Raw genomic sequence first — 25992 nt, 5'->3', positions numbered from 1 at the left:
TATTGTTCAAAAGTAACATGAAACCTTAAAGTTCCATTATTGATTTTTGTACAGCAAAAATAAGAAATAAAAGGAAACAAAAACCCCTGCGAATGGCAGGGGTTTATATATGGTGTTTACTTGTTTACAAATTCTACCAGTTTTATCATATCCGGTTCTTTGTTGAAGTTGATTTTATTGGATTTCACAAAGGTTTCAAGCTCTTTTTTGTCTATTGAAAAAATTTCTGATGCTTCTGAAGCGTTCTTTGGAAATTTGGAAAACTTTTTGTCTTTGGCTACCAGATAGAGATCCTTATCCCTTTCATAATAATCGTTAGCATCGCGCGTAAAGCCATTATTACTTTTAGTTCCTCCCATAAGCTCCATTTTTTCTCTTTTGTACAAAGAAAATTTAGGATTGTTTACCAATAGTACAAGATACCCTGACTTCGTTTTGTTATCATACGAATAGTTAATAGATTCATATGTCTTTTTCAATGATGGAAACTGAACTTTAAGGCCTTCTGTTTTATTAGCATTATACAATTCGTCTCCTACTTTGAACTCCATTTCATCGCGGTAAGCGTTGTATCGGAGATCCTGAACATTTTTACTGTAATCTTTTATAATCACTTTTTCAAATTTATCTCCATTAACATATGGGGAACCATCAATTTTGTGATCTTCTTTACGGACTTTTCCAGGTTTACTGTAGAAGCCGTCTGGTGTAGTTACAACATTGAGAATATCGGTTTCCTGGGAAAAAACGCTCTGCGCTAAAAGCATTCCAGTAATAAAAAGTATTTTTTTCATATTAATATTGGTCTTAAGATTAAAAAAGCCGCTCTAGAGCGGCTTTTTTATTATTTATTTATTATTAAGCACCAAACCCAGGGTTAGGCGTTACCAATGTTCCAGGAACGTTAATTTCGTTTCTAGGAATAGGGAATGTTAATAATTGATTTCCAACATTTCTTACAGTACCAGCAGCACCGCTAGAGCTTCTTTGGATAACCGGTTGGTTTCTTCTTAGTAAATCCCAATATCCAAATCCTTCTCCTACAAGTTCTTTCTGTCTTTCTGTGTAAACATCGTTTAACGTAAGTGTTACTGCAGGTGCTAAAGCGCCAGTAGCTTTTCCACGTTTAGCCTGAATCATATTGTAGTAGGTCAATGCAGTTGCAGCAGTTCCTCCTGCTTGAAGTTCAGCTTCAGCCCCATTTAACAATACCTCTTCGAATCTTACAATACGAATGTTGTCAAAACTATTTACATATTTACCGTTAAGAACGTTCGTTGTTGAAATAACTGAACCTCTCACATCATCCGGAATATAAGAAAGTCTTAAAGCAGGAACAACTTTCATATTTCCATATCCTTTTGGAGCAATGTTTAACTTATTAGAAGTAGATGTTGTTCCAAGATCGTTAGTAGCACCTACTGCAATTTCAAAAATTGAGTTAACTGAAGAATCCGGTTTTGAGAAACTTCCGGAGAAATCAGATGCACCAATTACAGAATATTTACCTGATGCCACCAAATCAGCAACTAGAGTTCTTACTTTTGCATAATCCCCTTTGTAAAGATAGTATCTGGACATTAAAGCCTTCACTCCATACTGGTTAATTTCTGTTCTGGTTAAATGTATACTGGCTGTAGGAGTTCCCATTAAGGAAAGTGCCATATCAAAATCAGCTTCGATCTGAGCTCTTGTCTCAGCTACTGTAGAACGGGCCTGTTTAGCTTCAGCGTTGTAAACTGTAGGAACAACTACTCCTGTAGTCCCTCCAGCATACTCCTGTCCGAACATTCTTAATAAGTCAAATAATGCCAGAGCACGAGATGCATAAGCCTGACCTTTTAAATAGTTAGCTCTTGCCTGGATCACTGCAGGGTCCTGAGATTGCTTCCATGTTAACTGTCCTGAAGGTACATTGTTAATTACAATATTAGCCTTTGAAATAACTTTATACATTTCCGCATACGGGCCAGAAGAATACTGATCTGCCGCAGTCATAGAATATGAAGCAACTGTCTGATAATAACCTGCTCCATTCGCAAAATCAGAATACATATTATTACTTCTCAATTCTCCGATCATTGTGAAATCACACCCATAATAAGAAGCATTTCTCATTGACAAATACTGTCCTTTAACAAAAGCATCTAGTTCTTCAATGGTATTTAATGGTGACTGCTGAACCTGCTGAAAGAATTCAGTTTCAATGAAGTCATCACTACATGACGTTAATGTTACAGTTGATATAACTGCTAACATTCCATATTTTAAAATATATTTTTTCATTTTTTACTAATTAAAATTGAATATTAAACCCTAGTGAATAAGTTTTTTGAACCGGCAAGTTAAGGTTATTAGTTGAGTTCAAATTGTTTTCAGGGTCAAACTTAAGGTTCTTATCATAACGGTGCGTCAGGATATTGTTTCCTTGAGCATATACTTCGAATCCTTGAAGCCCTGTTCCTTTTAACATCTTAGCATCAAATTTATATCCAACTCTGATGTTGCTTAGTCTTAAATAATCTGTTTTCGCCAAGAACCTTGTTGAAGTTCTGTTTGAGTTTGTTGCGTTATTATATATCGGTTTTGGATTAGCAGCATTTGGATTAGAAGGTGTCCAGAAATCAAGTGCATCCGTAGAACCAGGGTAAGAATAAGTATACTGACCATCTGATTGAGTATATGAGCCCCAATCGTTTAGAACTTTACCACCAAATCCGAATGTTCCTAAGGCAGATAGGGTAAAGTTTTTGTATGCTACATTAAGGTTTACCCCTCCAAATACATTTGAATAAGATCTTCCCTGTACAGCAAGTGCCGCATCTGCATATTTGTTGGTAGTTTCTCCATCCATCCCGTTCTTATACCATAATGGATCTCCATTTGTAGGATCTACTCCTGCCCATTTTCTGATATAGAAAGTACCTATTCCTTCACCTTCTCTAAGAATAGTAGCACCTGTAATCACGTCTTGTCCACCATATAATGATGTAATTTCGTTTTTCAGGGTACTTAAGTTACCACCAATGCTAAGGCTGAAATCTTCTTGTTTGATCACATCGTAGTTCACTGTGAATTCAAATCCTTTGTTTACCAATGATCCTACGTTTATATCTTTGTATGGATATGTTGGAGTAGTTTCAGCAGGTAATCCCTGAGATAACTGTAAAGGCACACTGAATACTAAGTCTTCAGTCTTCTTGTTATAATATTCTGCCGTAACGGTAAGTCTGTTTTTGAAGAAGCCCATATCAAGACCGAAACTCAAAGGTTTTACTGTTTCCCATCTTAGATCCGGATTGTAAACATATCTTGGTGCAGCAGCAGGCTGATCATTATAGTTTCCTGTATATTGGTATAAAGAATATGGAATACTTGAAATAGTGTTACCTACTTTACCGTAAGATCCTCTAAATTTAAATTGAGAAATTTTGTCCCAGTCTTTTACGAACTGAAGTCTTGCCAAATCAACTCCGGCACCAATTGAATAGAAAGTTCCCCATTTCTGCCCCGGTACAAAGTTTGACAATGCATCCCTTCTTATGGAAGCATCAATTAAGATCAATTTATCATAGTCATAGTTTAACACACCAGCATAACCGTTTCTTGAGCTTACAGATCTATCTCCGGTTGCATAGATTGGCTTGATGAAGTTACTTAATGTTTCAAGGGTTGGAGAACCTACGTTCACTCCTTGTCCTGCAACAGCTCTGTAATTTCTTTGGTAAGCTTCCTGAATTGCTGAGATATTGAATCTGTTTTTGTCTCCTAACTTAAAGTTATAGTTAACAATGTTCTGTAAGTTCCAGTTGAAATATCTTGCTGTAGTTTCAGTTTTTCTACCATTTACCTGATATCCGTCACCATGAACAGGGTTGTAATATGTATCATTTTCGATGTTGTTATATTCAGCTCCGAAAACTACTCTGTATGATAAGTTCTTTAAGATTTGATATTCTCCATATACGTTACCAAATACTCTTGCGGTAGAAGCTCTGAAATAGTTATTATCCTGTACATAACCAGAGTTGAACAAGTTATTACTTAATCTTCCGCTGTTTCCTAGATAATAAGTTCCGTCCGGATTGTAAGCCTGATCTGTAGGTCTTGCAAATAATTCAAATAAGATTGGATTTGCAAATCCACCTCCGTTTGGAAGAGTATTGATTCTACTGTATGAAAGCTGAACATCTGTACCAAACTTGAATTTATCTGTAGCTTTAACGTCTACTTTTGTAGTAAAACCTAAACGTTTGAAGTCAGATCCTTTCAATTCACTTTCCTGAAGGAAATAGTTAGCAGAGTTATAATAAGTAACCTTATCATTTCCACCGCTGATAGATGCATTTACTGAATTCTGATACCCGCTTCTGCTGGTTACATCTCTCCAGTTTGTATTATTAGTTGTAGTAAATATCTGCTTTGGAGCAGCTCCGTATAAACCAGCTATCATATCTGCATAAACCCCCTCAGGAGTTGTTGTAGGATCTGCATTAGCAAAAGCATACGATAATATATGTCTATACTGCTCTGTATTTAAGCCTCTCATTCCTTCAATAGCACGAGAGTTTGTCCCTGACTCGAAGTTTAATGAAATCTTTGGTTTACCTTTTTTTCCTGATTTTGTGGTAATAACGATTACCCCAGCACCTGCATCCGCTCCATATACCGCTGTTGAAGCAGCATCTTTAAGGACCGTTACACTTTCAATATCATCACTGTTAAGGTTAGCAAGGATGTTAGCAGTAGTAGCCCCGCTGGTTAAATCCCCACTTTGTACTCTGATACCATCAACTACATAAATAGGGTTTACACCACCATTTACAGAAGCGATACCTCTTACTCGAACTGATGCGAAACCTCCAGGCTGCCCGGAAGCATTTCCTGTTTGAACACCAGAAACCCTACCTTGAAGCATTTTATCAACTGATGCTACAGGAACATCCTTGATTGCATCACTCTTCATTGTACCTACAGATCCGGTTAATTCCTGCACCGTCTTCTTCTGTCCAAATCCAACCATTACTACCTCTTCAATCTGCGTAGTAGATGCTGTGTCTTTTTTAGTTTTTTGTGCGAAAGCAGTTTGCCCTAAAAAGAACAATGCTCCAACACTCAATACACGTAGTTTAACATTCATATTAACAAATTTTAATATATTTTAATTCGCAAATATGTTAATAAATATTAACATTCACAACTATTACACTTTCGTAAGCAGAATGTTTTTTTCATATATTGTTTTTAACTATTCCGTGAAATAATAAAGATTAAGCAATAATATCTAGCTTTATTTGTATAAATATTTTTTTTTCACTATAGTTATTTTTTTTAACAAATTATTGCCAGTATAGGAAATATTATTTAGAATCAATATAAATTATATTAAAATTTTTCTTAACAAAAAATACGCTCTATAAAAAAGTGGTTTTCATACATTTATCAATCAGGTACTATTATTATAATTCCTTTTTATAAAGCTGTTTTTCCATTACTTTACACATGACCTTTGCCTCAATATAAGCTAGGGCCTTTTGGATATTCTATTATTAACTTCGCTTTCAAGAATGCTTACTACACATTCATTCCCTTAAAAAGTTCTGTACTATTTTCGTTTATTCATTTTGCTTATAAACTTCTTATATTTTAACATTTAAGTTGCATAAATTGACAACTCATTATGGGGTGAAATTATCAATATGAAAAACAGTATATGATATTAATAAAAATTAAATAATAGCAGGACACAAAAAAACCACTTTCATAAGAAAGTGGTTTTGTATTTATAGTTAAAAACTGTTATTTCAGTTTCTTCTTAACAGCTACTTGCTCGTACACTTCAAGAATATCTCCAACTTCAATATCGTTGTATCCTTTCAGGTTCAGACCACATTCGTAACCTTTTGTTACTTCTCTTACGTCATCTTTGAAACGCTTCAAGCTTTCAAGCTCTCCGTCGAATTTCACGATACCATCTCTCAGTACTCTTACTTTCGAGCTTCTCGTTACTTTTCCTGAAAGAACCATACAACCTGCGATTGTTCCAACTTTAGAGATTTTGAATACTTCTCTGATCTCAACGTTACCCATTACCTGTTCTTTGATTTCCGGAGAAAGCATACCTTCCATGGCTTCTTTCACCTCATCAATTGCAGCATAAATTACTGAGTACGTTCTGATCTCGATTTCTTCTTTATCTGCTAATTCTTTAGCATTGGCTCCAGCTCTTACGTTAAATCCGATGATAATGGCATCAGAAGCAGTTGCTAAGTTAACGTCAGATTCAGTGATCTGTCCAACTCCTTTGTGAAGGATATTTACATTGATCTCTGCTGTAGACAATCTCTGTAACTGATCAGATAATGCTTCAACTGAACCATCCACGTCACCTTTAAGGATAATATTCAATTCCTTGAATTCTCCTAAGGCAATTCTTCTTCCAAGTTCTTCAAGCGTAGTATGCTTCTTAGTTCTGATAGAAAGTTCTCTCTGTAACTGCTCTCTCTTGTTGGCAATGGTCTTAGCCTCACTTTCATCTGCATATACTTTGAACTTATCACCTGCTGTAGGCGCTCCATCTAAACCTAGAATAGTAACAGGAATTGAAGGGCCGGCTTCTTTAAGGTTTCTACCTCTTTCATCAAGCATTGCTTTTACCTTACCGTGGTTCTTACCGGCAACTACATAGTCTCCTACTCTTAAAGTTCCTGTCTGTACCAACATGGTCGCTACATAGCCTCTTCCTTTATCTAATGAAGCTTCAATCACAACACCCTGAGCGGCTCTATCCGGATTAGCTTTAAGATCAAGCATCTCTGCCTGAAGTAATACTTTCTCCAATAGAACATCCATATTGTTACCAAACTTCGCAGAAATTTCCTGCGCCTGAACGTTTCCACCCCACTCTTCTACAAGGATATTCATCCCTGAAAGCTGCTGACGGATATTATCAGGATTAGCACTTGGTCTGTCCACTTTGTTTAATGCAATGATCATTGGTACTCCTGCAGCCTGTGCGTGAGAAATTGCTTCTCTCGTTTGTGGCATTACATCATCATCCGCTGCAATTACAATAATGGCAATATCGGTGATCTGAGCACCTCTGGCTCTCATCGCGGTAAACGCTTCGTGACCCGGTGTATCTAAGAATGTAATTCTCTGTCCGTTTTCTAATTTTACGTTGTATGCTCCAATGTGCTGTGTAATACCTCCTGATTCACCAGCAATAACGTTGGTCTTTCTGATGTAGTCAAGTAGGGACGTTTTACCGTGGTCAACGTGACCCATTACAGTTACAATTGGTGCTCTGGAAGAAAGATCTTCCTCAGTATCCATATCTTCTTCAGACTCGACTTCTTCTAAGTCAGCATCCGAGAATTCAATTTTAAAACCAAATTCATCGGCAACCAATAATAAGGTATCAGCTTCCAGTCTTTGGTTCATTGTTACCATTACTCCAAGGGAGAAACAAGCAGAAATAACTTCTGTAGGAGAAACGTTCATTAAACTTGCCAATTCACCTACTGTGATGAATTCAGTTACTTTTAATGTTCTGTCCTGAGCATCAATCTCCTGCTGACGTTCGTCCTGTTCTCTACGGTACGTTCTTTTATCTTTTCTGTGTTTAGCAGATTTAGACTTACCTCCTTTGTTGGTTAGTTTTTCAAGAGTTTCCTTGATCTGGTTTTTAACCTGCTCGTCGGTAAGCTCAACAGGCATGGTTCTTTGCCCTGGTCTGTTGTTGTTTCCACCGCCTGGACCTTTCTTGAATCCGCCTCCCTGACCTGGTGGACGATTTCCCTGGTTATTTCCAAAACGGTTTCCTCCTGGGCCTCCCTGTCCTGGTGGACGGTTTCCTCCTGGGCCACCTTGTCCTGGCGGACGGTTACCTCCTGGGCCTCCCTGACCTTGAGGACGGTTGTTACCCTGACCTCCCTGGTTATTGTTATTATTTCCTGAGTTTTGATTATTCCCCTGGCCTTGTTGATTCGGGCCTCCCGGTTTTTCAATTCTCTTTCTTTTCTTTTTAGCGCCTGAACCAGGTTTTGGTGCAAATTGCGTTAAGTCTATCTTTTCACCTACGATCTTAGGACCATCAAGTTTCTGATAAACGGTTTCTATTTTCTGAGGTTCCTGAGATTCAGGCTCAGCTGGTTTTTGAGGCTCTGCTTTCTTTTCAGCAGCAGGCTCTGGCTGCTTTGGAGTTTCTTTCACAGGTTCTGCCGGTTTTTCCTCTTCTTTTTTCTCCTCCATTTTGGGTTTATCTTTTTTTACAGGTCTATTTCTAGATTCTATTTGGGACAGATCAATTTTATCCAGAACTTTGAATTCCTGCTTTTCAGGAGCAGCTTTTACTTCCGGTTCAGCCACAACTTCTTCTTTCTTCTCTTCTACCGGTGCTACCACAGGTACAGGTGCTGCTACGGGTGCAACAGGCACTTCTTCCACTTCAGGGGCTTTAGGTTCAAGATCTATTTTACCTAAAATCTTAGTTTCTGGTTTGTTTGCTTTAGCTCTTATTACTTCAGGGGTTTTCTTTTCCTCAATTTCCAGTTTTTCTTCCGGAACTTTGGTGATCACCACCTCATGGGAAGCTTTTCTTTGTTCACCGTCTTTGGCAAACTCAGCCTCCAATGCAGAATATGCCGCTTCTTCTAATTGAGCGTTAGGATTGTTTTCAACTTCGAAATCCTTTGACTGTAAAAATTCTACTAATCTGGACATCGAAATGTTGAATTCCTTAACCGCTTTATTTAATCTTATTTTTGGCATCTATATTATTTACTATTTTTTTTAATTCTTAAAATTAAAGTATTTCTTTTTTACTGTTTATTAAAATTTATTTAAAAATCTTAATCTTCAAATTCTTCTCTTAGAATACGTTTAACATCTTCAATAGTTTCCTCTTCAAGATCCACCATATTTAAAAGACTTTCTGTATCCTTATCCAATACTGATTTCGCAGTAGTAAGACCTACTTTCTTAAATTCATCCAAAATCCACTGCTCGATGTCATCGTTAAATTCTCTCAAATCAACGTCGTCATCCTCGCTAGCTTCTCTATATACATCAATTTCATATCCTGTCAACCAAGAAGCCAGTCTGATATTCTGACCCTGTTTCCCGATTACTTTAGAAATCTCTTCAACTGGTGTATAAACTAAAGCATAGTTTGAATCCTCGTTGATGTCAATTTTGTTGATGGTAACATTTCCTAAAGCTCTCTTTACCAAAATTTCAGCGTTTTTAGACCACTGAATAACATCGATGTTTTCATTTCTCAACTCTCTTACCACTCCGTGAATTCTTGATCCCTTCACACCCACACAGGCTCCTACAGGATCTATTCTGTCATCGTAAGCATCTACTGCAATCTTCGCCTTCTCACCAGGAATTCTTACTACTTTTTTAAGCATAATCGTTCCGTCCTGGATTTCAGGAATTTCCAGCTCTAATAACTTCTCTAAGAATTTAGGTGCAGTTCTGGAAATAATAATCTGTGGTTTTGAACCTTTAAAATCTACTGTTTCAACAATAGCTCTGATATTTTCGCCCTTTTTAAAGAAGTCGGACGGGATCTGGTTTTCTTTTGGCAAAATGAATTCATTCCCTTCATCATCCAATAGGATCACATGTTTGTGACGGATGTGGTGAATTTCTCCAATTACAATCTCCCCGATCTTGTCTCTGAACTGCTCATAAAGCATCGCATTGTTATGCTCCTGAAGTTTTGTAGCCAGGATCTGCTTTAAAGTAAGGATATTTCTTCTTCCCAATTGGGCAACAGGAATTTCCATGGTAAAATCTTCACCCACTTCAAAAGTAGGGTCAATTTTTTTAGCTTCAGAAAGTTCGATTTCCAGATCATCATCTTCAGACATCTCGTCCTCTACAATCGTTTTATTTAAAAATATCTGAAAATCTCCTTTATCAGGGTTCACAATTACATCAAAATGATCATCTGAATCAAATCTTTTTCTCAAAAGGGTCTTCAGTGAATCTTCAATAATTGCCATAAGATCAATCTTACTGATCCCTTTTTCGTCTTTAAAATCACCAAAGGATTCAATCAACGCTATATTATCCATCTATTCTTTTTTCTTTTAAAATTTAATTACTACTAACGCTTTTTTTATCTCAGAGTAAGGAATTTCTTTTTCCTCCTCCACATCCACTTTCCCTTTTCCGATCTCTTTCGGTTTTCGGTAGCGTAAAATAAGTGTGATCTTCTCATCATCTACTTTGGCCAGTTCACCTTCTATTTTGGTAGCATCATTCAGCATTACCTCGATCTCTCTTCCAAAATTTTTCTTGAACTGTCTGGGAGCCGAAAGTGGCTCGCTCAGTCCTGCAGACATTACCTGAAGGCTGAAGTCATGCTCTTCACGGTCCATATTAAACTCTATCGCACGGCTTGCATCAAGGCAGTCCTGAAGAGTCACTCCATTATCACCATCCAGGATTACAGTAATGTCATCTCCTGTAGAAAATTTAAGATCCACAAGAAACAAATCCTCTCTGCTATCAAGGAATTCGTTTAATAATTCTTCAATTCTTTTTCTAAACTCCATACATTAAATATCTTGATTTACCAGTACGAAAAAAGGCTTTCTTCCGAAGCCTTCCCATTTTTTCCTGTAAATCCACTGCAAATATACGCATTTTTTCTAAAAAAGCAAAATCTACTTAGTTATCAAGTAAATACCTTACAATTTTTCGTTAAAGTTACGGGATGCGGGCTTGAGCGTTGGAGCGTCAGAGAGTTTCAGGGTTTGAATGTATGAGGGTCAGAGAGTTTGAGTGCTCTCCAATAATCATTGTACTTCCAATATTAATCTTTTGCTGAGTCTTAGTGCAAAACCTAATGTCTAAATCTTTATTCTTTATTCTTTGCTCTTTGCTCTTTGCTCTTTATTCTCAGCCCTGCCATTTCCCATTCACTTGCGAAGCAAAATTGACCATTCACCTTTTTCAATCTCAAACTCAGGTTAAAGTAAATTAAACAAGCAGGTGAAAGTATTTTTATTATTTTTGTCTTAAAATTTAAAAACAGACATTTTGAATATAACAATTGTAGGAACGGGTTATGTAGGGCTGGTTACAGGTACTACCCTGGCAGAACTTGGCAATTCAGTATACTGTGTTGACATTGATGAAAAAAAAGTAGAAGGTTTGAAAAACGGCATAGTTCCCATCTATGAGCCGAACCTTGAAGAGATGTTCTTAAGAAACATTCAGTCCGAGAGATTATTTTTCACCACAAATCTGAAAGAAGCTTTGGACAAAAGCGAAGTGATCTATCTGGCATTGCCTACGCCTCCGGGCGAAGACGGTTCTGCAGATCTTTCCTATGTCATTCAGGTAGCCAACCATATTGGAGAAATGATGACTGAATATAAAGTCATCGTCAACAAAAGTACCGTTCCCGTAGGTACTGCTGATAAAGTAAGAGAAGTGATTGCTTCTAAAACAAACATCCCTTTCGATGTGGTTTCCAACCCGGAATTCTTAAGAGAAGGTTTTGCAGTGGAAGATTCCATGAATCCTTCAAGAGTGGTGGTAGGTGCCAGTTCAGAGAAAGCACAGAATATTATGGCTAAAATTTACCAGCCATTTACCAATACCGGAATCCCGATCATCTTTATGGATGAGAAATCATCGGAACTTACAAAATATGCAGCCAATTCATTCCTTGCCGTAAAAATTACGTTTATGAATGAGATCGCCAATTACTGCGAAAAAGTAGGTGCAGATGTAGATAAAGTAAGACTTGGAATGGGTAGTGATGACAGAATAGGACACCGATTTTTATTCCCTGGAATCGGGTATGGCGGAAGCTGTTTCCCGAAAGATGTAAAAGCGCTTATCAAATCCGGAATCCAGGAAGATTTCAATTTCCAGATCCTTGAAGCTACAGAAAAAGTAAATACCACTCAGAAAGTAATCCTGGTTTCAGAGATCGAGAAATATTTCGGAGGAGACATCAAAGGCAAGAAGATTGCGATGTGGGGACTTGCTTTTAAAGCCAACACAGATGATATCCGTGAAGCATCATCTTTAGACAATATCGCTTTGTTATTGGAGAAAGGCGCAGAAATTGCTGCCTATGACGCGGTAGCAGAAAGTAATGTACAGAAACTTCTGGGCGACAAAATACAGTACGCCAAAGGAATGTATGATGCCCTTGAAGGAGCAGATGCTTTATTCATCGCTACAGAGTGGCCTGAGTTTAAAAATCCTAATTTTGAACTGATGGCTAAGAAAATGAAAAACAAAGTCATTTTTGACGGAAGAAATATGTATCCACTGGAAATCCCTGAACAGAATGGATTCCATTATAAAAGTATAGGTAGAAAGACCATAGAAAATAAATAGATGAAAAATATAATTATTACCGGGGGAGCCGGATTCATAGGCTCTCATGTCGTTAGAGAATTCGTGAAAAACAATCCGGATGCTACGATCATTAATCTTGACGCCCTTACTTACGCAGGAAATCTGGAAAACCTGAAGGACATTGAAAATGAGCCTAATTATGTTTTCGAAAAAGCAGATATTACAAAACCTGAAGAACTGAGAAAGATCTTCGAAAAATACAATCCTGATGCCATCGTGCATCTTGCAGCAGAAAGCCACGTGGACAGAAGTATTACAGATCCGATGGCATTCATCAATACCAACGTCAACGGAACGGCTAACCTTCTTAATTTGTGTAAAGAATTCTGGACCCTGAATCCTGATCACACCCACGGAAGGTTCCCAGACGAAAAAAGAACTCATTTATTCTACCACGTTTCTACAGACGAAGTGTACGGAAGTCTCGGCGAAACCGGATTCTTCCTGGAAACAACGGCTTACGATCCGCAATCTCCTTATTCCGCTTCAAAAGCAGCTTCTGACCATTTGGTGAGAGCATACGGAAATACCTACGGAATGCCGTTCATCGTCTCCAATTGTTCCAACAACTACGGACCGAATCATTTCCCTGAGAAACTGATCCCGCTTTGTATTTCAAATATCATCAACGAAAGACCATTACCGATTTACGGTGACGGAAAATATACCCGGGACTGGCTGTATGTAATAGACCACGCCAGAGCAATCCACCAGATTTTCAATGAGGCTAAAACCGGAGAAACATACAATATCGGAGGTTTCAACGAGTGGCAGAATATTGATCTTGTGAAAGAACTGATCAAGCAGATGGATGCTAAACTGGGTAAACCTGAAGGCTATTCTGAAAAACTGATCACCTTTGTAAAAGACAGACCGGGACACGATAAGCGTTACGCTATAGACGCAGATAAGCTTAATAAAAACTTAGGCTGGAAACCGTCTGTAACTTTCGAGGAAGGTTTAGGTAAAACCATCGATTGGTATCTGGAGAACAAAGAATGGCTTGAGAATGTCACCAGTGGAGACTACCAGAAGTATTATGAAAAACAGTATGATTAAACCCATCATGAAGTCAATTATTCTGTTGTTTTCCATCGCGATTTCTTCTCTGGCAGGAGCTCAGACTCTCCTTCCACCTCCGGCTATGGCCAATGTAGCCCAAAAACGTCTTATCGACGAATTTATAGAAGTTTCACATTACAGGGAAGCACTGATCAATTATGCTAAAGAATATATTGAACTCAAAATGTTTGATTATAATGTAGATCCACCCAAGGAGCTGCTCACTAAAGATCAGGCCAGAAGTATCATTAAGAATTTTGATTTTGACGGCTTTAAAGTTTCAATGTACAGTTCGTTTTCTTTAATCCCGGAAGAAAACTTAAAAGAACTGATTCAATTTCATAAGACGATCGGAGGTAGTCTGTCCAGAGGAAATTCTGCTCTTTTAATGACTCCGACTATTGATCTTAATATCAAAAATCAAATAGATTACGCCATAGAAAACATAAAAAAATAACCGATGAAAGGAATTATATTGGCCGGAGGATCCGGAACAAGACTTTACCCTCTTACTATCGCCGTAAGCAAGCAGCTAATGCCTGTTTACGATAAACCCATGATCTACTACCCTCTTTCAACACTGCTTCTGGCAGGAATCAAAGACATCCTGATCATCACAACACCCCACGACCAGCCTGGATTTATTAAACTTTTAGGTGACGGTTCACAAATCGGATGTAACATCGAGTATGTGGTACAGCCAAGCCCGGACGGACTGGCGCAGGCCTTTATTTTAGGAGATGCCTTTATTGGCAGCGATCCCGTTGCATTAGTCCTAGGAGATAATATTTTCTATGGCTCCGAAATGGGGACCTTACTGAAAAACAAAACCAATCCGGATGGCGGAGTTGTTTTCGCTTATCACGTTTCAGACCCGGAACGATATGGTGTTGTAGAATTTGATGATGATTTTAAAGCTGTTTCCATTGAAGAGAAACCTTTAAAGCCAAAATCGAATTATGCGGTTCCAGGACTTTATTTTTATGACAATGAAGTCGTGAATATTGCCAAGAACATCCAGCCTTCTGCAAGAGGAGAACTTGAAATTACAGACGTAAACAACGTTTATTTAAGCAAAGGAAAACTTGAAGTAGGCGTTCTGGACAGAGGAACAGCGTGGCTTGATACAGGAACTTTTGATTCTCTGAATGACGCTTCTGAATTTGTAAGCGTTATCGAAAAAAGACAGGGCTTCAAGATAGGATGTATTGAGGAAATTGCATTCAGAAATAAATTCATCAACGAAGAGAAACTTCTCGAAACAGCTGAAAAATATGGCAAAAGCGGCTACGGTGAATACCTGAAACAGCTTGTAAAAAAGTAATCATACATTCATGTAAATGATATAACTATTGGCTTTACTGCCGATAGTTTTTTTAATGTAAAACCATCTGGTCCTTTTCCTCAAACTGAAGTATATAATTGGATGTAGATTTTTATTTGCAGTTACATAATAATAACAGGCTTCTTTGCGATAGTAATTTTATAATTAACTTTGAGGACTTTAAAGAACTATTTAGAAACATTAATGGAATACAATAAACCACAAATCATCACATTCGATAAGATAGGATCATCGCAGTTGGGTTATATCACCATAGCAGAAACCCAGAAAAATGTTCCTTTTGAGATACAGCGTGTCTACTGGACCTACTACACTCCTCATGATGTGACAAGAGGCGGACATGCTCATAAAGAACTGCAGCAGGTCATATTTGCGGTCTCGGGAACTATTGTCTTTAATACGGAAGACAAAGACGGCAATAAAGAAACTTTCACCCTGGATCATCCGACAAAAGGTTTATATATTCCTAAACTGGTATGGAGAGACATTCAGTTTTCCCACAATGCGGTACTGCTTTGTCTGGCCTCTGAAATATATGATGAGGAAGACTATTTCAGAGATTTTGAAAGCTTTAAGGAAGCAATCGACAAAAAATAAATTTTCATCCCTGAAGTTCTCTTTGGCGATGAGTATTAATACAAATAACAAAAGATGATAATTGAATACAAAGGAATTAAACTGAGATTCGTTGAGACCGATGATGCTTCATTTATAGTATCGATCAGAAATAATGAAAAAAAATCCAGGTTTATTTCAAAAACTTCTCCTGATGTAGACGCTCAAAAGCAATGGATACAAAGCTATAAAGAACGGGAACAGCAACAGAAGGAATATTATTTTATTGCCTTTGATGAAAACAATGAAGACTTTGCGACGTACAGAGTTTACAAAATAGATTCCGGACTTCCTGAAATAGGAAGCTGGGTTTCCAAACCGGAGTATTCAAACGTCAAAAACTCAGTAAAAGTGGATATGGCTGTCAAAGATTTTGTTCTGAACGAATTGAATTTCGATAGCATTCAGTTTGAAGTAAGAAAGCAGAATACATCCGTCAACAGCTATCACAAAATGTTTAAGCCGGAACTCATCAGAAGCGACGATGAAAACAACTATTATCTATTAACAAAAGACACTTTCAATACGGTAATTCCGGATATTCTCAAAAAATTTAAAATATAAGCTTATGTCAATCAATGAATTTATCAAAAATTTTCAGGGTCAACTTGAAAATACGGATACAGTAATAGAACCTGAAACTGCATACAGCCAGGAAAGCTACTGGGATTCACTTACCGCTATGGTGATCAAAGTAATGATCGAAGATGAATATGGCGTAGATATCGAGCCGGAGCAGATTACTTCGTTCAAAGACATCAACGAACTTTATTCTTTTATTGTTGAGAAAAAACAGTAAATATTAAACAATGGCTTTTATAAAACATATTTCAACCTATATTCCTGAGAACGTCATTTCCAATGAGGAGATTTCAAAAAAGTTTCCGGACTGGGAAAGTGATAAGATTCTTGAAAAAATAGGAATCAGAAACAGGAACATTACCGGAGAAGATGAGTTTACTTCAGATATTGCCGTAAAAGCACTCAATAAACTCGTTGAAGAATACCAGATCGATAAATCTACGATAGATTATCTGATCGTCTGTACCCAAAGTCCTGATTATTTCCTTCCTGCAACAGCCTGTATCGTTCAGTCGCAAGCCGGTTTAAATACCAGTTGCGGAGCGATAGATATCAATCAGGGATGTTCGGGTTATATTTATGGTTTATCTCTGGCCAATGCCCTTATTGATTCTAAAATGATGAAGAATGTTGTTTTGATCACAGCGGAAACGTATTCAAAACATATTCACGAGAATGATAAAGGAAACATCAGTCTTTTCGGAGATGCCGCAGCAGCAACGCTGATCTCTGAAGATGGTGATTATGAAATCCTGAAGTTTTCTGTAGGTACAGACGGAGAAGGCGCGAAAAACCTTATCGTTAAAAACGGTGCTGTAAGAAATAAAAAAACAGACAACACAGAAGACAAAGACAACTATCTTCACATGAACGGTCCGAAGATTTTTGATTTCACGTCAAAAGCGATTCCCGGACTTGTAGAAGAAAACCTGAAAATAAACGGCTTTGAAAAAAGTGACATTGACACTTACATTTTTCACCAGGCCAACACCTTTATGCTCGATTTCTTAAGAAAGAGAATCAATATTCCACAGGAAAATTTCGTCATCGATATGCTAGACTACGGGAATACCGTATCGTCTACCATTCCTATTGCCTTTAAAAATTCATTTGCAACAAGAGATTCCAAAAATGTGATGCTTGTTGGTTTTGGCGTAGGTTATTCCTGGGGAGCAGTCTGTTTAAGAAAAAAATAATTGAGCGTTTAAAATAATAGTATTATGATAAAATTTCTTGATCTTCAAAAGGTCAATTTACAGTATCAGGAGGAAATTGAAAACAAACTTGTCAGTGTTTTCCGAAGTGGCTGGTATCTGCAGGGCAGCGAGCTTAAAAACTTCGAAACCAATCTGGCATCATACATCGGTTCAGAATATGCTCTGGGCGTAGCCAACGGACTGGATGCGCTGCGTCTGATCTTCCGTGCCTATATTGAATTAGGATTCATGAAAGCCGGAGACGAGGTTCTTGTTCCCGCCAATACGTATATCGCTTCCGTTCTGGCTTTATCAGACAACGGACTGGTTCCTGTATTTGTAGAACCGGATGCCAATACCTATAATATTGACATCGCCAAAATTGAAGAAAAAATAAGCACGAAAACAAAGGCTATCCTGATCGTTCACCTTCAGGGAAGAATTGTTTTTTCTGAAGAGCTTAAGAATATAGCGAAAAAGCACAATCTGAAAATTGTAGAAGACAATGCACAGGCCATCGGTGCAGAATGGAACGGTATCAAATCCGGAAATCTGGGCGATGCCGCAGGTTTCAGCTTTTATCCCGGAAAAAACCTGGGTGCTTTAGGTGACGCAGGAGCTGTAACCACTAATGACAAAGAAGTCTTTGAAGCCATCCGTGCTATAGCCAATTACGGTTCAAACCAGAAATATGTCAACATCTATAAAGGATTAAATTCAAGACTGGATGAAATTCAGGCTGCCGTTTTAGACGTAAAGCTGAAATACATCGGTCATGAAAACGGAACCAGAAGAGACATCGCTAAAAGGTTTATCTCTGAGATCAACAATCCCAAGATCATCCTTCCTGAAAATCCGGCTGACGAAAATGAGCATGTATGGCACGTTTTTGTAATCCGTACGGAAAAAAGAGATGAACTTCAGGCCTATTTAACGGAAAAAGGAATCAGTACGATTATCCACTATCCTATCCCGCCTCACAAGCAGGAAGCATATAAGGAGTACAATGACCTTTCTTTCCCTATCACCGAAAAAATGCATGAAGAAGTACTGAGTCTCCCGATCTCTTCAGTTTTGGAAGAAGAAGAAATTCAGGTGATCATCGATGCTGTAAACGGGTTTTAGTTAGAAAAAGATGAAAGTAAGCTGGCTGAAATCCCATGTTCCACTACCGGAAAACAGTCATGCACAATATCATTAACTCCCCGTTATTAAATAAGAGTTATTATTATAAATTTCAAGGGCTATTGGCTTTATAGCCGATAGTTCTTTGCTCATACTAACAAATAGTAATATATTAGTTGTTATTTTCCGTTTTATGTGAATGATTATTCACTCATCAGGAAAGTTGGATAAGAATTAAATATTTTAAATTTGCAAAAACCCACACAAATGAATGAACCACAACAGAAGTGGACAGAAACGATTGAGGCCGACCATTCTTTATTTGATTTAAGACTTAAAGAAGTATGGAGATACAAGGATTTAATATATATGTTTGTAAAAAGAGACTTTATCTCAAGTTTTAAGCAAACTATTTTAGGTCCTGTTTGGTTTTTCATCAATCCTATTTTTACGACAATTGTATACCTCGTTGTATTTGGTCAAATAGCCAAACTTCCTACAGACGGGGCCCCTCCTATTCTGTTTTATCTTTTAGGAGTTACCCTCTGGAATTATTTTTCAGGCTCACTTACCGCAACCTCCAATACCTTTGTAGGGAATGCCAGTATATTTGGAAAGGTCTATTTTCCGAGACTTGTCACTCCTATTTCCATTGTCATATCCAATTTAATGCGTCTCGGCGTACAGATTTTATTATTTATCATAGTCTGGACGTACTATCTGGCAAAAGGTGAAATTCATCCGAATATATGGGTACTCGCTACTCCTTTGCTCATTATCCTTATGGTTATTTTTGCTTTAGGGGTGGGAATGATTTTTTCCTCCCTGACCACAAAATATAAAGACCTTGGAATGCTGTTAGGCTTTGGTATAAGTTTATATATGTATGCTACGCCGGTTATTTATCCCGTATCCGCGTTGGCAGGCCCTTTCAAAAAGCTGGCGTACTACAATCCTTTAACCGGTATATTTGAATGCTTCAAATACGGATGGCTTGGCTCCGGAGATTTTTCTCCGCTGATGCTGGGCATAAGCACTGCGATTATTCTTGTACTTTTCGCAATAGGCCTTGTTATTTTCAATAAAGTTGAAAAAACATTTATGGATACTGTATAATTTAAACTTAAAAAAATGCTGGCTTTAAAAGGAGAAAATATATCAAAACAATACCGCTTAGGACAAGTGGGAACAGGAACTCTTACCCATGATTTAAATAGATTCTGGTATAAAGTAAGAGGAAAAGAAGACCCTTATCTCAAAATAGGAGAATCCAATGACAGAACCACAAAAGGCGAATCGGAATATGTATGGTCACTACAGGACATCAATTTCGAGATTGCTCAGGGAGATGCCATGGGAATTATTGGAAGAAACGGGGCTGGAAAATCTACACTGCTTAAGCTTTTAAGTAAAGTTACAAAACCTACTACAGGTAAAATCCATACCAACGGAAGAATTGCATCCCTGCTGGAGGTGGGAACAGGTTTCCATCCTGAAATGACGGGACGGGAAAATGTCTACCTTAATGGAGCAATCCTTGGGATGACAAGAAAAGAAATCACAAGAAAATTTGATGAAATAGTAGATTTTTCAGGGGTAGAAAGATACATTGACACTCCTGTGAAAAGATATTCCTCAGGAATGTATGTACGTCTTGCATTTGCTGTAGCAGCCCATCTGGAATCTGAAATCCTTATTATAGATGAAGTGCTTGCAGTAGGAGATGCCGAATTTCAGAAGAAATGCCTTGGAAAAATGGGCAATGTGACCAAAGGAGAAGGGCGAACCGTTCTTTTTGTAAGCCATAACATCACTGCCATCAAAGAATTATGTAATACTGGATTATTACTAGATAAGGGAAAACTGGTCACTCAGGGTGATGTGAACAAATGCATCATCGACTATCAGAAAAACGCTGATACAAAATTGTTTTACAACTACATGGATGATCCCACAGTATTTGAAAATGAGAATATCCTGATAAAATCCTACAAAGCCGAACCGATAAACGGAGATATCATCACCGTGAAATCCGGCATTCGTGTAACGGTAACTTTTACATCCAAAATGGTGGGAGTAGATCTCGATATGTCATTCTATCTCAGAAACAGCCACGATCTTACGATCATGAGTACCGGAATGATGATCAGCGAGGATAAAAACATAGAAAAAAGGGACTATACGGCAAGCTTCGAAATTCCGCCTTATACGATTAATGAAGACTCTTATTATTTCGATTTGTTTTGGGGAATCAACAGAACTAATGTGGCATACAGAACAGAAGCATTTGGTTTTGAGATCCACGGAATACAAAATGAATTCGGAGAAATTGTAAAATCTCCGGGTATTCTGTTTCCAAAAATTACCCATTCAATAGAGAAATTGTAGTCATTTTTCCTGCTGCCATACTCTATATATCCATCTTAAACGCTTATCACATATGATACTTAATGTAATATTTTCTTACAACCGCGCTGTACAGCTGGACTATCTGCTTCAGTCTTCTCTGAAACATTTTAAAGCAGATGCTAAGCTTGTCATCTTATACCATACTACCGGCGTTCATCAACAGGGCTATGAGCTGTTGAAAAAAAAATACGCCGGATATCAACATATATCTTTCGTTGAAAGAAAACATGTCTTTTTTGACTTCTCTTACATTCATGCGCTGAATACGGAAAGAGACTGGGAATTTTTTAAAGAAAAAAATCTGTTCAAGAAAAACGGAGATAACTTTAAGGGAGCTCTTCAAAAAATCATCAAAAACAGTGGCTGTGAATTCGTCATGTTCTGTACGGATGACAGTATTTTCTTTAAAGATGTTCATATCCCGGATGAAGTGCTGGATGTCATAAGAAACAATCCTGAAAATGCTTCTTACAGACTTTATGTAGGAGACAATCTTGAAGGATATCCTGACTATCTGGAGAAAAAAGGAGATTACTATCAATGGGATTATTATACTGATACGGAGGTGCATCACTGGTCTTATCCTTTTGCTGTAGATGGTACCATTTATCATTCCGAAGGACTCCTTAAACACCTGAAACCACTGAGCTATCACAACCCGGTTACCCTTGAAGACAGGGGGTTCAGCTATATCAGATACCGTAAGCTTTTCCGCATCGGAATGAGTCCTATACGCTCACAGTTACTGGCCACCAAGCTGAACAGGGTTTCTGTAGACAGCCTTAATCCCACGCTTCATATCCAGCCGGATTTTCTTAATGAAAAATTCCTTGATGGTTATACTCTGGATCTCGTGATTCCTCAGCATATTATCAACTCCAACATCGTTCCTTCCGAAATTTATCTGGTAAAAGACGGCGTGCGTGAGATGATCTATTCCATGGATGAACAGGGGGAAAAAGTACAGGGCCTTCTGGGTATTGAAGGATCAAAAGAACAGTTAGAATAAATAGTGTGCAATAACAATGGAGCAACCGTTAGTAACAGTCGTTGTCGTTTCCTATAACCACTCAAAGTTTGTTAAGGAAAACCTGGACAGCATAAAAAATCAGACCTACAGCAACATCCAGTTGATTGTAGGCGATGATGCTTCTCCCGATAATTCGGCGGATGTTATTGATCAATGGCTGACAGAAAACAATTATTCAGCAGAAAAAAAATTCCATGCCCAAAATACGGGCCTGGCTACCATGCTCAATGAATGTATTGCTCTTGCAAAAGGAAAATATATCAAGCTCATCGCAGCAGATGATTTTCTTCATCCTGAAGCTATTGAAAAATCCGTTTCTAAGCTGGAAAGTTCAGGCGATTCATACGGAATGGTTTTTACCCATACTTATACCATCAATAACAACAGTCAGATTATGGAAGATATGGCTGATTATGATGCTTTAGGTAATATAGATCCTTATGTGTTCAGAAAAGAACTTATCAAAGGAAACCGGATTGCTGCTTTGACGGTTTTACAGAGAACTGATGTTTTAAGAGAAACCGGAGTCTACGATTCCCGATTGACGGTAGAAGATTATTACCGCTGGCTGAAAATCAACGAGAAGTATCTCACCGCTTATGTCCCTGAAAAACTGGCCTATTACCGTTTACATCCCGAAAATATTTCAAAAGTAAAAGAAGAAAAAATACACATAGAAACCATCCTTCTTCAAATGATGTTTGATAAAGAAGGTGTTGCAAAAGAAAGAATCAACGGACAGACTCAGAAATTTTACCTGACTGGAAAAACGCTGCCCCCGGAATATCGTGAGGTCTACAGCAAATATCCTTTTCATATTAAAAGATTAAGCTTTGCACTCAATAAAAGGCTGCCTGTTGTCATGTACAAACTTTTAAATAAAATCATTTAAGATGAATCCTAAAATTTCCGTCATCGTACCCTGCTACAATCAAGCCGTCTATCTTGAGGAATGTCTTGGATCTGTCCTGAATCAGACATACCCAAACTGGGAATGTATTATTGTCAACGACGGCTCTACAGACCATACCGGGGAAATAGCCCAGCAATGGACTCAAAAAGATGAACGTTTTATATACATTGATAAGAAAAATGGTGGTTTGTCCGCTGCAAGAAACACCGGAATAGAAAATGCTAAAGGACAATGGATATTACCTTTGGATTGTGATGACAGGATCGGTGATGAATATCTGAAACGCGCTGAAGAAAAATTCAATGACGGGTATACAGTCATTTACTGTAAAGCAGAATTCTTCGGGACAACCATAGAACCCTGGAATCTGAATGATTATAATTACGAACAGCTATTGGTGGAAAACCTTATTTTCTGCTCAGCCTTCTTTGAAAAAAGTGAGTGGGAAAAGGCTTCAGGATATGATATCAACTTAATTTACGGGAAGGAAGACTGGGACTTCTGGTTATCCATTTTAGATGAAAAAAAGAAGGTTCATCGTCTGGATTATGTAGGTTTCTTTTACCGCAGAAAATTAGAATCCATGGATATTGAGATCAATCAGAACAAAGCTAAAAAAGATTTTTCCTTAAATTACATCTATAAAAAACATTTGAATAAATACATTCCAGGGAATTTGAATGCTATTGAATATTACCATCAGCAGAAAAAACTTGGCGCCAATCTCAATTTTTATAATGAAGCCGTTCATAAAAATGGGGTTACCAAATTTTTATTTAAATTAATCAACAAACTGTCGTAAAATGCTATCCATTATAATTTCATCCTACCAGAAAAACTACTATGATGATCTCGTTAAGAATATTGGTGAGACAATCGGTGATGGTTTTCAGTATGAGATTATTCAGATATGGAATCCTAATCTGATGGGGATTACAAAAGCCTACAATCAGGGAGCAGAACAATCCGTTTATGAAAATCTTTTATTCATTCATGAGGATATTCTTTTTCACACCAACGGTTGGGGAGAAAAACTATTGGCTCATCTTAACCAGCCCAATGCCGGAATTATCGGTTTGGCAGGATCATCTTACGTTCCTGTGGCACCCAGCAGCTGGACGGTTTCGGAGCAATACAATTTTGTACATATTCTTCAGGGAAACAAAGAAAAATCAGCATCCACGCTCATCAATACCACCAAAGAACGCCTCCATAAAGTATATGCCGTAGACGGCGTTTTTATCGCTGTGAAAAAAGAAGTTTTCAATGCATTTAAATTTAATGAAGAGCTTCTCAAAGGGTTTCACGGGTATGATCTCGATTTCAGTTTAAGGGTTTCTAGAAAATTCCAAAACTATATTATTGATGATATCCTTATAGAACATTTTTCGCAGGGAAATTTAGATCAGAAATGGCTTGATGCCAACATTCTCATTAAACAAAAACAAGGTTCGGATTTTCAGAAAATACCGGACCCCGAAACAGAAAAAAAAATATTTTTGGGCTTTTTATATAATTACTTTCAGTATTATCCCGTTGATCAAAGAAATATCCTCTTTACGATGAAATTTTATCCGTTTAAAAGGATTAATTTTAAAGATCATTTTTTAATTGCTAAAAAGTATTACCATTATCTGAGGTATTCTTCAGACATTAATAAAAAGCTAAACACTACAAAATAACACAAATGATTGTAGGAAACGGTCTTATCGCAAACTCATTAAAAAAAATAGATTCAGAAGACTTATTATTCTTTGCTTCCGGTGTTTCAAACTCCCTCGAAACCAGGACTTCAGAATTTGAAAGGGAATTTTCTCTTTTGAAAACCATGATTGAAGAAAATATGGAAAGAAAACTGGTCTATTTTTCTACACTGAGTATTCATGACCAATCTAAACAGAACAGCCCGTACGTGCTGCATAAAAAGGCTATAGAAGACCATATACAAAACGTATGTGATCATTTTCTTATTCTGCGGATAGGCAATATCGTGGGAAAAGGAGGAAATCCCAATACCCTTTTTAATTTCCTTACGGCCCAGATCTCCGGAAACAGTGAATTCACCCTTCATTTAAAAGCAAGAAGACTGCTTTTGGATATTGATGATATTTCAAAGTTTCTGAGCTCACACTGTCTGGATATGGAAAACAAAACCCTTAATCTGGCTTTCCCGTATTATTATGATTTGAAAGAAATCATTAATGCCATTGAAGACAAAACCCGGAAAAAGGCCTGTTTTTCTGAAGTGGAAGAAGGCGACTTTTATAAGGTTGGCTTTGATGAATCTATAGAAACTTTTTTTACCGGAATACAACCGGAAGATTATTTGAAAACCTTAACCCAAAAGTATATTTAAGATGAAAATGTCTGCTATTCACGTTATCATCGTCACTTACAATGCTATGAAATGGGCGGAAAGATGTTTTACCAGTTTAAGACATTCTTCGGTTCCTGTAAAGTGTATTGTGATCGACAACGGATCTACGGACGGAAGTCAGGAATACATTAAAACCCATTTTCCTGAAATTGATCTTATAGAATCAGCCGAAAATCTGGGTTTTGGAAAAGCCAATAATTTAGGAATAGAAAAAGCTTATCAGGAAGGAGCAGATTTCTTTTATCTGATGAATCAGGATGCCTGGATTTTTCCGGACAGTTTCCAGCATATGCTGGATGTTTATAACAATGCTCTGGATAAAAGCAAGATTGGTATTTTAAGCCCAATGCATCTGGATGGAAGCGAGAAAAAATTTGACATCCATTTTGAGAATTATCTGGCCAAAGATGTCAGAAACAACAGAATGTTTTCCGATGTTTATTTCGGGGAGGCGAAACCGTCTTATGAAATCAGTTTTGTGAATGCGGCTCATTGGTTTATTCCCAGAAATATCATTGAAAAAGTAGGCGGATTCAATCCTTACTTCTTCTATGGTGCCGAAGATTATGAGTATGTCAACAGAATTACCTATTTCGGATTAAAGATATTGGTCTGCACAAAAAGTAAAGTTGTGCATGATGCCGTACAGTCTTTCCATAAAAAACAGCCGAAAGACAAAGCTGAATTACTGGCCAACACCCGTCTTTCGATGAGAATGCAGCGGGAAACCAAGTATCTTGACCCCAATTATGATTATAACGTCAAAAGAGAAAAAACGGCGATCCTTTCCTATATTTTAAAATTAAGTGCTAAAGGAAATATCAACGAATCAAAATTTTATCTGGAACAGTATCAGTACTTTTCAAAGAAATTTAAAGAGATCGAAGCGGCAAGAAAGATTTCAATGACAGGCCAACATCCTTTTCTCAATCTTTAAGGCAT

Annotated in this window: 23 protein-coding genes; 17 read left to right on the top strand and 6 right to left on the bottom strand. The window is 37.6% G+C overall.

The features are described from left to right. Positions 1 to 116: 116 nt before the first annotated feature. The 6 genes from BUA72_RS19880 to rimP form a co-directional block, all read right to left on the bottom strand. A complete protein-coding gene (locus BUA72_RS19880; protein ID WP_083544257.1) occupies positions 117 to 794 on the bottom strand; it encodes a hypothetical protein in 678 nt (225 codons plus the stop codon). Between the two features lie 64 nt (positions 795 to 858). Next, positions 859 to 2286: a RagB/SusD family nutrient uptake outer membrane protein gene (locus tag BUA72_RS19875; RefSeq protein WP_047450611.1), complete on the bottom strand. Its 1428-nt coding sequence runs from the start codon at positions 2284 to 2286 to the stop codon at positions 859 to 861. A gap of 10 nt (positions 2287 to 2296) precedes the next feature. Then, positions 2297 to 5140 (bottom strand): SusC/RagA family TonB-linked outer membrane protein, encoded by a 2844-nt coding sequence (locus tag BUA72_RS19870; RefSeq protein WP_072924751.1) that lies wholly within the window; start codon positions 5138 to 5140, stop codon positions 2297 to 2299. A 659-nt stretch (positions 5141 to 5799) separates the two neighbouring features. After that, positions 5800 to 8772 (bottom strand): translation initiation factor IF-2, encoded by a 2973-nt coding sequence (infB, locus tag BUA72_RS19865; protein WP_047450618.1) that lies wholly within the window; start codon positions 8770 to 8772, stop codon positions 5800 to 5802. An 80-nt stretch (positions 8773 to 8852) separates the two neighbouring features. Next, complete coding sequence (nusA, locus tag BUA72_RS19860; protein WP_034723922.1) at positions 8853 to 10088, bottom strand: transcription termination factor NusA; 1236 nt, start codon at positions 10086 to 10088, stop codon at positions 8853 to 8855. Positions 10089 to 10103: 15 nt separating this feature from the next. Continuing rightward, the gene (gene rimP / locus BUA72_RS19855; RefSeq protein ID WP_047450620.1) at positions 10104 to 10571 is read right to left on the bottom strand and encodes a ribosome assembly cofactor RimP; all 468 of its coding nucleotides are present in this window, start codon (positions 10569 to 10571) and stop codon (positions 10104 to 10106) included. Positions 10572 to 11058: 487 nt separating this feature from the next. Here rimP and BUA72_RS19850 point away from each other — a divergent pair, with 487 nt between their 5' ends. The 17 genes from BUA72_RS19850 to BUA72_RS19770 all read left to right on the top strand — a co-directional run bounded on the left by BUA72_RS19850 (position 11059) and on the right by BUA72_RS19770 (position 25987). Next, positions 11059 to 12375, top strand: a complete 1317-nt coding sequence (locus BUA72_RS19850) for a UDP-glucose dehydrogenase family protein (protein WP_072924749.1) — start codon at positions 11059 to 11061, stop codon at positions 12373 to 12375. After that, the gene (gene rfbB / locus BUA72_RS19845; protein WP_034723929.1) at positions 12376 to 13455 is read left to right on the top strand and encodes a dTDP-glucose 4,6-dehydratase; all 1080 of its coding nucleotides are present in this window, start codon (positions 12376 to 12378) and stop codon (positions 13453 to 13455) included. A gap of 7 nt (positions 13456 to 13462) precedes the next feature. Then, on the top strand, positions 13463 to 13915 hold the full coding sequence (locus tag BUA72_RS19840; RefSeq protein ID WP_072925068.1) for a hypothetical protein: 453 nt from the start codon (positions 13463 to 13465) through the stop codon (positions 13913 to 13915). Between the two features lie 3 nt (positions 13916 to 13918). Further along, positions 13919 to 14782, top strand: coding sequence for a glucose-1-phosphate thymidylyltransferase RfbA (gene rfbA / locus BUA72_RS19835; RefSeq protein WP_034723931.1), 864 nt, complete (start codon positions 13919 to 13921; stop codon positions 14780 to 14782). 204 nt (positions 14783 to 14986) lie between these two features. Then, positions 14987 to 15400: a sugar 3,4-ketoisomerase gene (locus tag BUA72_RS19830; RefSeq protein WP_047450633.1), complete on the top strand. Its 414-nt coding sequence runs from the start codon at positions 14987 to 14989 to the stop codon at positions 15398 to 15400. Between the two features lie 54 nt (positions 15401 to 15454). Next, complete coding sequence (locus tag BUA72_RS19825; protein WP_047450636.1) at positions 15455 to 15982, top strand: GNAT family N-acetyltransferase; 528 nt, start codon at positions 15455 to 15457, stop codon at positions 15980 to 15982. 4 nt (positions 15983 to 15986) lie between these two features. Then, on the top strand, positions 15987 to 16217 hold the full coding sequence (locus tag BUA72_RS19820) for an acyl carrier protein (RefSeq protein ID WP_047450639.1): 231 nt from the start codon (positions 15987 to 15989) through the stop codon (positions 16215 to 16217). A gap of 10 nt (positions 16218 to 16227) precedes the next feature. Then, the gene (locus BUA72_RS19815) at positions 16228 to 17196 is read left to right on the top strand and encodes a 3-oxoacyl-ACP synthase III family protein (RefSeq protein ID WP_047450642.1); all 969 of its coding nucleotides are present in this window, start codon (positions 16228 to 16230) and stop codon (positions 17194 to 17196) included. Between the two features lie 24 nt (positions 17197 to 17220). Continuing rightward, positions 17221 to 18321 carry a DegT/DnrJ/EryC1/StrS family aminotransferase gene (locus BUA72_RS19810; RefSeq protein WP_072924748.1) on the top strand — a complete coding sequence of 367 codons (1101 nt, stop codon included), beginning with the start codon at positions 17221 to 17223 and terminating at the stop codon, positions 18319 to 18321. A gap of 267 nt (positions 18322 to 18588) precedes the next feature. Continuing rightward, positions 18589 to 19437, top strand: coding sequence for an ABC transporter permease (locus tag BUA72_RS19805; protein WP_047450646.1), 849 nt, complete (start codon positions 18589 to 18591; stop codon positions 19435 to 19437). Between the two features lie 15 nt (positions 19438 to 19452). Beyond that, positions 19453 to 20709 (top strand): ABC transporter ATP-binding protein, encoded by a 1257-nt coding sequence (locus BUA72_RS19800; protein ID WP_072924746.1) that lies wholly within the window; start codon positions 19453 to 19455, stop codon positions 20707 to 20709. 52 nt (positions 20710 to 20761) lie between these two features. Next, positions 20762 to 21739, top strand: a complete 978-nt coding sequence (locus BUA72_RS19795) for a hypothetical protein (protein ID WP_047450648.1) — start codon at positions 20762 to 20764, stop codon at positions 21737 to 21739. Positions 21740 to 21755: 16 nt separating this feature from the next. Continuing rightward, on the top strand, positions 21756 to 22652 hold the full coding sequence (locus BUA72_RS19790) for a glycosyltransferase family 2 protein (protein ID WP_072924745.1): 897 nt from the start codon (positions 21756 to 21758) through the stop codon (positions 22650 to 22652). 1 nt (position 22653) lies between these two features. Continuing rightward, positions 22654 to 23475 (top strand): glycosyltransferase family 2 protein, encoded by an 822-nt coding sequence (locus BUA72_RS19785; RefSeq protein ID WP_072924743.1) that lies wholly within the window; start codon positions 22654 to 22656, stop codon positions 23473 to 23475. A gap of 1 nt (position 23476) precedes the next feature. Further along, the gene (locus BUA72_RS19780; protein WP_072924742.1) at positions 23477 to 24355 is read left to right on the top strand and encodes a glycosyltransferase; all 879 of its coding nucleotides are present in this window, start codon (positions 23477 to 23479) and stop codon (positions 24353 to 24355) included. 5 nt (positions 24356 to 24360) lie between these two features. Further along, positions 24361 to 25029 carry an NAD-dependent epimerase/dehydratase family protein gene (locus BUA72_RS19775; RefSeq protein ID WP_072924740.1) on the top strand — a complete coding sequence of 223 codons (669 nt, stop codon included), beginning with the start codon at positions 24361 to 24363 and terminating at the stop codon, positions 25027 to 25029. A gap of 1 nt (position 25030) precedes the next feature. Then, positions 25031 to 25987, top strand: a complete 957-nt coding sequence (locus BUA72_RS19770; protein WP_228407928.1) for a glycosyltransferase family 2 protein — start codon at positions 25031 to 25033, stop codon at positions 25985 to 25987. The last annotated feature ends 5 nt before the right edge of the window (positions 25988 to 25992 follow it).

Source organism: Chryseobacterium sp. OV279 (assembly GCF_900128945.1).
Classification (GTDB): Bacteria; Bacteroidota; Bacteroidia; order Flavobacteriales; family Weeksellaceae; genus Chryseobacterium.
Note: the sequence above shows the minus strand (reverse complement) of the source record. Positions and strands in the feature narration are given on the sequence as shown.